The 6,636-nt window shown below is 70.1% G+C and carries 6 protein-coding genes and 3 pseudogenes; 5 read left to right on the top strand and 4 right to left on the bottom strand.

Annotated features, from left to right (window positions below; genetic code table 11):
* The first annotated feature begins 113 nt into the window (after positions 1-113).
* The gene (locus WH07_RS30140) at positions 114-992 is read left to right on the top strand and encodes an anchored repeat-type ABC transporter permease subunit (protein WP_046506884.1); all 879 of its coding nucleotides are present in this window, start codon (positions 114-116) and stop codon (positions 990-992) included.
* A gap of 94 nt (positions 993-1,086) precedes the next feature.
* Here WH07_RS30140 and WH07_RS30135 read toward each other — a convergent pair whose 3' ends face one another.
* On the bottom strand, positions 1,087-1,518 hold the full coding sequence (locus tag WH07_RS30135; RefSeq protein WP_046506883.1) for a PPOX class F420-dependent oxidoreductase: 432 nt from the start codon (positions 1,516-1,518) through the stop codon (positions 1,087-1,089).
* 64 nt (positions 1,519-1,582) lie between these two features.
* Between WH07_RS30135 and WH07_RS41460 the strand changes: the two are divergent.
* Positions 1,583-1,675 (top strand): annotated as a pseudogene (locus tag WH07_RS41460) (DNA-binding response regulator); the annotation flags it as partial.
* 60 nt (positions 1,676-1,735) lie between these two features.
* Here WH07_RS41460 and WH07_RS30130 read toward each other — a convergent pair.
* The 3 genes and pseudogenes from WH07_RS30130 to WH07_RS30120 all read right to left on the bottom strand — a co-directional run.
* Positions 1,736-2,434, bottom strand: a pseudogene (locus WH07_RS30130) (SCO6745 family protein); the annotation flags it as partial.
* A 291-nt stretch (positions 2,435-2,725) separates the two neighbouring features.
* Positions 2,726-3,568 (bottom strand): alpha/beta fold hydrolase, encoded by an 843-nt coding sequence (locus WH07_RS36450; RefSeq protein WP_052744605.1) that lies wholly within the window; start codon positions 3,566-3,568, stop codon positions 2,726-2,728.
* A 93-nt stretch (positions 3,569-3,661) separates the two neighbouring features.
* Positions 3,662-4,906 (bottom strand): DUF5624 domain-containing protein, encoded by a 1,245-nt coding sequence (locus tag WH07_RS30120; RefSeq protein ID WP_157877460.1) that lies wholly within the window; start codon positions 4,904-4,906, stop codon positions 3,662-3,664.
* Here WH07_RS30120 and WH07_RS30115 point away from each other — a divergent pair.
* The 3 genes and pseudogenes from WH07_RS30115 to WH07_RS30105 form a co-directional block, all read left to right on the top strand.
* Positions 4,842-5,249: pseudogene (locus WH07_RS30115) on the top strand (ABC transporter ATP-binding protein); the annotation flags it as partial. The gene WH07_RS30120 and the pseudogene WH07_RS30115 sit on opposite strands and share 65 nt — an antisense overlap.
* Positions 5,250-5,376: 127 nt before the next feature.
* Positions 5,377-6,021, top strand: coding sequence for a hypothetical protein (locus tag WH07_RS36445; RefSeq protein ID WP_052744604.1), 645 nt, complete (start codon positions 5,377-5,379; stop codon positions 6,019-6,021).
* A gap of 56 nt (positions 6,022-6,077) precedes the next feature.
* A partial coding sequence (locus tag WH07_RS30105; protein ID WP_052744603.1) for a DUF1775 domain-containing protein occupies positions 6,078-6,636 on the top strand: 559 nt, incomplete at its 3' end.

The following is a 6,636-nucleotide window of genomic DNA, read 5'->3' as shown; positions in this document are numbered from 1 at the left end:
ATCAACGGGACAGCCTCGACCACCGCCACCGCCACCGCCACCGCCACCGCCACCGCCACCGGTTCTGGTTCTGGTTCCGGCTCCGCTTCCACCCCCGCCAAGGTGGTGACGACATGATGGAGTTTCTGCTGGAGCCCTGGCAACTCCCCTTCATGCAGCGTGCGTTCGCGGTCGCCGCGGTCGTCGGACTGGTGTGCGGTGTCGTCGGTGTGTTCGTGGTGCTGCGCGGGATGGCCTTCATCGGCGACGCGGTGGCGCACTCCGCGTTTCCGGGGGTGGCACTCGCGTACGCGTTCAACGGCAGTCTGCTGCTCGGCGGGGCCGCCGCCGGGATCACCACGGCCGTGCTCATCGCGGTCGTCTCGCAGAACCGGCGCCTCAAGGAGGACACCGTCATCGGCGTCTTCTTCGCGTTCGCGTTCGGGCTCGGCATCGTCCTCGTATCGACGAGGGACAGTTGGACGACGGACCTGTCGTCGTTCCTCTTCGGCCAGGTGCTGGCGGTGAGTTCGGGCGACGTGTGGACCGTGGCCGGGATCGGCGCGGTGCTCGTCGCGCTGGTGCTGGCACTGCGCAAGGAACTGGTCGCCGTTTCGCTCGACCGGGAGACGGCGCGGGCGGCGGGACTGCCCGTACTGCGACTGGATCTCACGCTGTACGTCGTCGTCACCGCGACGATCGTGATGTCGCTGGAGGCCGTCGGCAACATCCTCGTCCTGGCCCTGCTCATCACCCCGGCCGCGACGGCACGCATGCTGACGGAACGGCTGTGGGCGATGACCCTGCTGGCGTCGGCGATCGGCTGCGCCGGGAGTGTGGCCGGGCTCTATGTGTCGTACGCCTACGACCTCGCGGCCGGCGGCTCGGTCGTGGTCGTCCTGACGGGAGTGTTCGCGATCGTATGGTGCCTGGCACCACGCCACGGCCCGCTGGTCAGGGTGCTGCGGCTGCGGAGGGGACGTACGGCGGAGAGGCCGGCACCGACCGTGTGAGGCGCTGATCCGGGCACCATCGAGGGGCCCGGATCAGCGCCCGGCCGGGCGCGGGCGGCATGGGTACGGTGTGCCCGTCCACACCCCGGAGGTGTCAACGGAGCTTGGCGCCGTACACGTTGTCGACCGTCATGGTGATCAGTACCCTCCGGTCGGACACCATGACCGACCGGTACTCGTCCCAGTCCGGGTGTTCACCGGCGGCGTTGCGGTAGTAGTCGACCAGTGCCTCGACTTCGGGACCGTGCGGGTCGGTTCCGGGCCCGACGACTGTGGCCGTGCCCTCGGCGGTGGCCCATTCCCAGCCGTCCTGGCTGGTCACCTCCAGCGCGGCTCGTGGGTCCCGGCGCAGGTTGGCGCACTTGGCGGTGCCCTCGGTCGTCGACACCTGGATGACATCCGAGGCCCGGGCGTAGGACGGCATGACAGGGGAGAGTTGGGGGCGGCCGTCGGACTTGATCGTCGCGAGCACACCGAGCCGGCTTTGCGCGAGGAGTGCGCGCGGGTCGAATTGCGTATCCGTCATGCGGATCTCAACCCGTAGCCGTTTCTGTGTATTCCTGAACACGCAGTGTTATCGAGGCGCCCGCGAGTCCACCGCGGCCCTGCTGATAAGCCGGGAGACCGTCAAGACCTTCGTGCCACGAATCCTCACCGAACTCGGCCTCCGCGACCGTGTTTAGGCAGTCGTCCACGCCTAACGCCAGGGCCTGGTGACCTGACGCGCCACGCGGCCGGGCGTCTCAGCCCTTGCCGAAGAGCTGTGCGGGGAAGGCGCCCGCGGCCCTCGCCGCGCGGGTGAAGCTGTCGGCCAGTTCGGTGAGGCGTGCGGTGGCGGCCGGGCCGAGGTGGTCGTACGGGGCGGTGTCGAGGCGGTCGGTGAGCGCCTCGGCCTCACCGCGCAATGCCGCGCCCGCCTCGGCGAGGTCCCCCGCTTCGGTCAGCAGACCGCGTTCGCGCAACCGGTCCCGGGCGGAGGCCCACTGCTCCGTGGACCATCCGCGGGTCTGCCTGAGCACGGCCGATGTCATTGTTCTGCCGGTGGCGTTGTGCATGACCAGCGCCTCGATCCCGCAGAGGCCTGCCACCGTCAGAGCCATGAGATGGCCGTCGCCGCGGTGTTCGCGCAGGAGTGTGGCGGCGTGCCACAGGGCCAGGTGCGGCTCCTCGGGTACGGGAAGGCCGGCGTTCGCGGCGTACAGCGGCCGTGCCTCGCGGCGGCACGCCTCGGTGGCGCGCAGCGCCAGCTCAGCAGCCTCGGCCAGCTCCTTCGACGCGAGGATCTCCTCCCCGAGCAGCCGCCGCAGCGTCCCGTCCACGCCGCGCAGCCGTGCGGCGAGTACCGCCTCCGGCGTGGTGAGCGTCCACGCCGCAGGGATGTGCCGGGCGACGTGCTCGTGGTTGAAGTTGTAGAACGTCGCCGTGACCGTGCCCGCGCCGACTCGTCTGGGCTGCTGAATTCGTCCGGGCCGCCGCGGAGGTCAGTCTTCGCGTTCCGTGCGTACGGTCGGATTCCGGGCGGTATGCAGGATGTGCCGGGTAAGCAGGCCGGCAGCGCGATCGGTGTCCCGGCTCCGGGCGGCCTCCTCCGGAGCGGCGTGTTCCTTCGTGGCGTCCCGCTCCGGGGCGATGGTGCCGGACCACTCGTCGGATACGAACGTACCGCCCGGCTCCTGAAACGGCGTGCGGGCGAGGTGGTGGTGGGCGGCCCGGACCCGTACCTCCGGCGGCTGTCACGCCGTCAAGAAGCTGTCGATCAGGGCGTTGACCAGTTCGGGACGGGTGGCGAAGGCGAAGTGGTCGGTGCCCGGGAGTTCCGCCAGGCGGGCCTTGGTGATGGTGGTACGCAGATACAGGAACACCCCCGAGGGCACCTCCTGGCCGATCGTGCTGCTCATCAGCAGAGTGGGGACCCTGATACCGGCCATGAGCGCCCGGTCGTCGTCCAGGGATATGTCGTTGAAGAACCCGAGAAGCGTGTCGACCCCGGCGTTGTAGCTCATCTCGCGGAACCGGGCGTCCAGTTCGGCGGCGCGCGTGGCGTCGACATCGGCGAAGGCGACATCGGGCCGCAGCACGGCGTCGGTGATGCCCTTGATACCGCCGTCACGCGCGGCGTCGGTGAAGTGGGCGATACCGGTGTCGTCGAAACCGTACGGCCAGTCCCCGCCGCGGCGGAACTTGGGGGAGCCGTTGATGACCGCGAGTCTCCCCAGCAGTTCGGGGTGCTCGGCGGCGAAGCGCAGGGCGACATGGCCGGCGGAGGCGAATCCCACCACGGTCGGCCGGTCGAGGCGCAGATGGGTGATCAGTTCGGCCAGGTCGGCGACGTACAGGGCGGTGACACCGGTCAGCCGGGGCGGCAGCTTGTCGGACGCGCCGTAGCCGCGCAGGTCCAGGAAGACGTTCCGGACGCGGGGATCGAAGTACGCACGCTGTGCTTCCCAAGACCTGGAGTCGAGGGGCAGGCCGTGGACCCAGACGACGGTGTGGTCGCCGCCGCCGGTTTCGTAGTAGGCGACCCTGCCGCCGTCCACATCGAGATGGCGGGCCTGGTCGAGGGTGAGCGAGGGCATGACTGTTGTGTGCTCCTGGTGCTGGTGCTGGTGCTGGTGCTGGTGGGCGAAGGCGGCGACGCCGCGGGCGCCGGGACGGTCACACCGTGAGGATCACTGGACGGTGGGGTAGACCACGCCGTCCAGGCCGGGCACGGTGACCCCGGCCGGGTCGTTGTCGGCGGCGACGAGCTGGCTGACGGCGTAGTCGGTGACACAGCCGGACAGGAGCTGGCGCGGGTCTTCGAGCACCATGCGCAGGCGAGTGGTCATGGAACGCCAGTCGTCATGGCCGTGGATGACCGGCATCTCGCTGATCTCGCCGACCGAGGGGTCGTCGACATCGGGAACGGCCAGTCGGCCGGGGGCGTAGCGCGGCAGGCCGGGGAACATCAGGTCCCCCAGTTCGACGGTGGCGCGGGTGTTGGCCCAGATACGGCGCAGGGGCTCTTCCAGGGCGATGACTTCGGACAGGTCACCGTTCCGGGGGGTGGCGAAGGTCGGGGCGTGCGGGGCCATGTAGAGATGCTCCAGGGGAAGCCGGTAGCCCGAGGCGCCCAGGATCATGGTGGCGACGCTGGAGGTGTTCCAGGTGACGCCGGCGGTGGGCCGTCCCTGCTTGCCGGCAATGACCACCATGGCCCGCTCCCAGTCGATCTCCTGCTCGCCGAACCAGCGCAGGATGCGGTGGGAGATGTCCAGACCGGTGAGGAAGAAGGTGGCGATCATCATCTGGTTGACCGTGCCGTGCCCTTCCTTCTCGCCGTGGTCCAGATAGTCGCTCTGCAGGGTGGCGGCGTTGAAGGTGTTCTCGTTCTCCAGGCCGGCGCGAAGGTAGCGGGCGGTGCGGGCGAAGGTGTATTCGGCCATGTCGGCGATGGCCTGTTCACGTCCGCGGTAGGCCTCCACGGCGATGGTGTCGCGCCACAGGGCCGCGCTGTTGGCCTGCCGGCCGCGTTCCACCTCGTACAGCAGGCGTTCCGTCTCGGCGTGCCATCCGGGGTCGGCGTACTTCGTGCGCAGTTGTACGAGGGTGGCGACGGCGGGCCCGAGGTGGGAGATCCCGGCCAGTTCTTTGAAGCCGCGGGTGGAGAAGCGGAACCCTTCGACCGTGGGGGGCTTGCCATTGCCCGGGTAGAGGGCGAAGTCGGCACCGGTGGCGACGATGAGAGGGGCGTCGGCGTTGTGTCCGGCGGCCGTGGCGGTCAGATGGGAGCCGATGCTGGTGGGACCGGCGGTGTAGGTGGTGAACAGCTTGACGAGTTCGGGGCTTTCGCACGAAGCGGGCCTGGCGGCGCTGGCGGGCGTCGGGCTGGAGGGGTCCGAGCACCAGTATCCCTGGCAGTTGTCCGGTGGCATGCAGCAGCGGGTGGCGATCGCACGGGCGCTGGCCTACCAGCCCGAGGCGCTGCTGATGGACGAGCCGTTCGCGTCGGTCGACGCCCAGACACGGGCCGATCTGGAGGATCTGATCCTGCGGGTCCGAAGGGAGTTCGGCGTTACGGTCGTGCTGGTCACCCATGACATCGACGAGGCGGTCTATCTCGCCGACCGGGTCCTGGTGCTCTCCGGCCGGCCGACCACCGTACGGGCGGTCGTCGACGTCCCACTGCCGGCCGACCGGGATCAGCTCCACACCAAGTCGCTGCCCGAATTCGCGGTTCTGCGTTCGCGAGTGCTGAAACTGATCCAGGAAGGCTGAACTGCCGCCGGCGTCAGCACAGAACGCCGTTCACGGTCCGGTCGCGCGGAACGGAAGCCTGGACGTGCGACGGGATCCGGGGGTGGGGGGAGCGGGCCGGGGCGCGGGCGTGGATGATGAGCGCACCATGAACTGGCCCGGGGCATACGAGTCCGGCCGGCCGCAGCGGCTCGGGCCGGGCGGCCGGTGGACGAGAGCTGCGGTTTTCACGCTGACCAGCGGCGTACTGGCCGCAGTTGGGCATCACCTCGCCTCGGAGGAACCCGTCCCGTGGCTGCGGCTGCTGGCCGTCATGGCGGTGATCGGGTTGGTCTCGTCCCTCGGAGCGGGAAGGGTCCGCTCGTGGTGGGCGGTGACGGCCGTCACGGGTGGAGCGCAACTCGTCCTGCACACGGCGCTGTCCGCACCAGCCGCGCCGGGCCACGGCCATGCGCACGGGCATGCCGGGGCGGGCGCCGGTTACGCGGCGTATCACAGCGCGACGGCGATGACACTGGCACACTGCGGGGCCGCCGTCGCCGTGGCCCTGTTGATGCACCGCGCGGACCGGGCGCTGAGCGGGCTGCCCCGTACGGTCGGCCGCTGGGCCAGAGCCGGGGTCGCGCTTGTCACCGCCGCCTTGGGCCGATGGCCCGCCCCGATTCGTACGGTGGCGTCCATACGCTGGATCCCGCAGCACACCGCGACGGCACCCGGCGCCGAAGCGCTGCTCTCACATGTGGTCGAACGCCGGGGGCCTCCGGGAAGCCGGGCAGGAGACGCGTTCCCCTGACCCGGCGGGCCGCCCGCACGCGGTGAGTCCGCCCGTACCGAGAGAGCCCGATCTTCGTGAACACATCATCCATCAACCTTGTCCTCCGGCGCTGCGGCGTGACGGTGGCCGCCGCCGTGGTCGTCCTGGCCGCGGGAGCCGGACCCGCTGCCGCGCATGCCGAGGTCACCGCTTCCGATCCGCGGGCCCTGGCCGAGAACGTCACACTGACATTCACCTCGGAGGCCGAGAGGAGCGAGGCGGGGATCAAGGAACTCAGGATTGTCCTGCCCGAGGGCATCGCGCCGGGGACGGTGGCGCTCAAAGAGGCGCCCAAGGGGTGGAAACTGACGGCCACCGCCGATGGATACACCGTGGGCGGCACCGCGCTCGCGGCGGGGACGGACGCCGAACACAGCGTTACGGTACGGCAGTTGCCGGATGCGAAGTCGCTGGTGTTCAAGACCGTCGAAACGTACAGCGACGGCGACATCTCCCGCTGGATCGAGGTACCCGGCGACGGCGAGAAGGCGGAGAACCCGGCGCCAGTGCTGGAACTCGAAGCGGCGGCGCCCGGAGCCACCCCCGTCGCCCGGTGCCTCGATCCCGACGCCGGAACCGAGCGCCGGCTCCTCC

This window comes from Streptomyces odonnellii, assembly GCF_000981895.1.
In the GTDB taxonomy this organism is placed as follows: domain Bacteria; phylum Actinomycetota; class Actinomycetes; order Streptomycetales; family Streptomycetaceae; genus Streptomyces; species Streptomyces odonnellii.
The sequence above is the reverse complement of the archived record's forward strand: the minus strand, read 5'-3'. Positions and strand labels throughout refer to the sequence as shown.

Excerpts from the sequence above, each read along its gene's own strand:
- WH07_RS30140 (WP_046506884.1), top strand. The coding sequence starts at position 114 with ATGATGGAGTTTCTGCTGGAGCCCTGGCAACTCCCCTTCATGCAGCGT.
- WH07_RS30135 (WP_046506883.1), bottom strand. The coding sequence starts at position 1,518 with ATGACGGATACGCAATTCGACCCGCGCGCACTCCTCGCGCAAAGCCGG.
- WH07_RS36450 (WP_052744605.1), bottom strand. The coding sequence starts at position 3,568 with ATGCCCTCGCTCACCCTCGACCAGGCCCGCCATCTCGATGTGGACGGC.
- WH07_RS30120 (WP_157877460.1), bottom strand. The coding sequence starts at position 4,906 with ATGCCACCGGACAACTGCCAGGGATACTGGTGCTCGGACCCCTCCAGC.
- WH07_RS36445 (WP_052744604.1), top strand. The coding sequence starts at position 5,377 with ATGAACTGGCCCGGGGCATACGAGTCCGGCCGGCCGCAGCGGCTCGGG.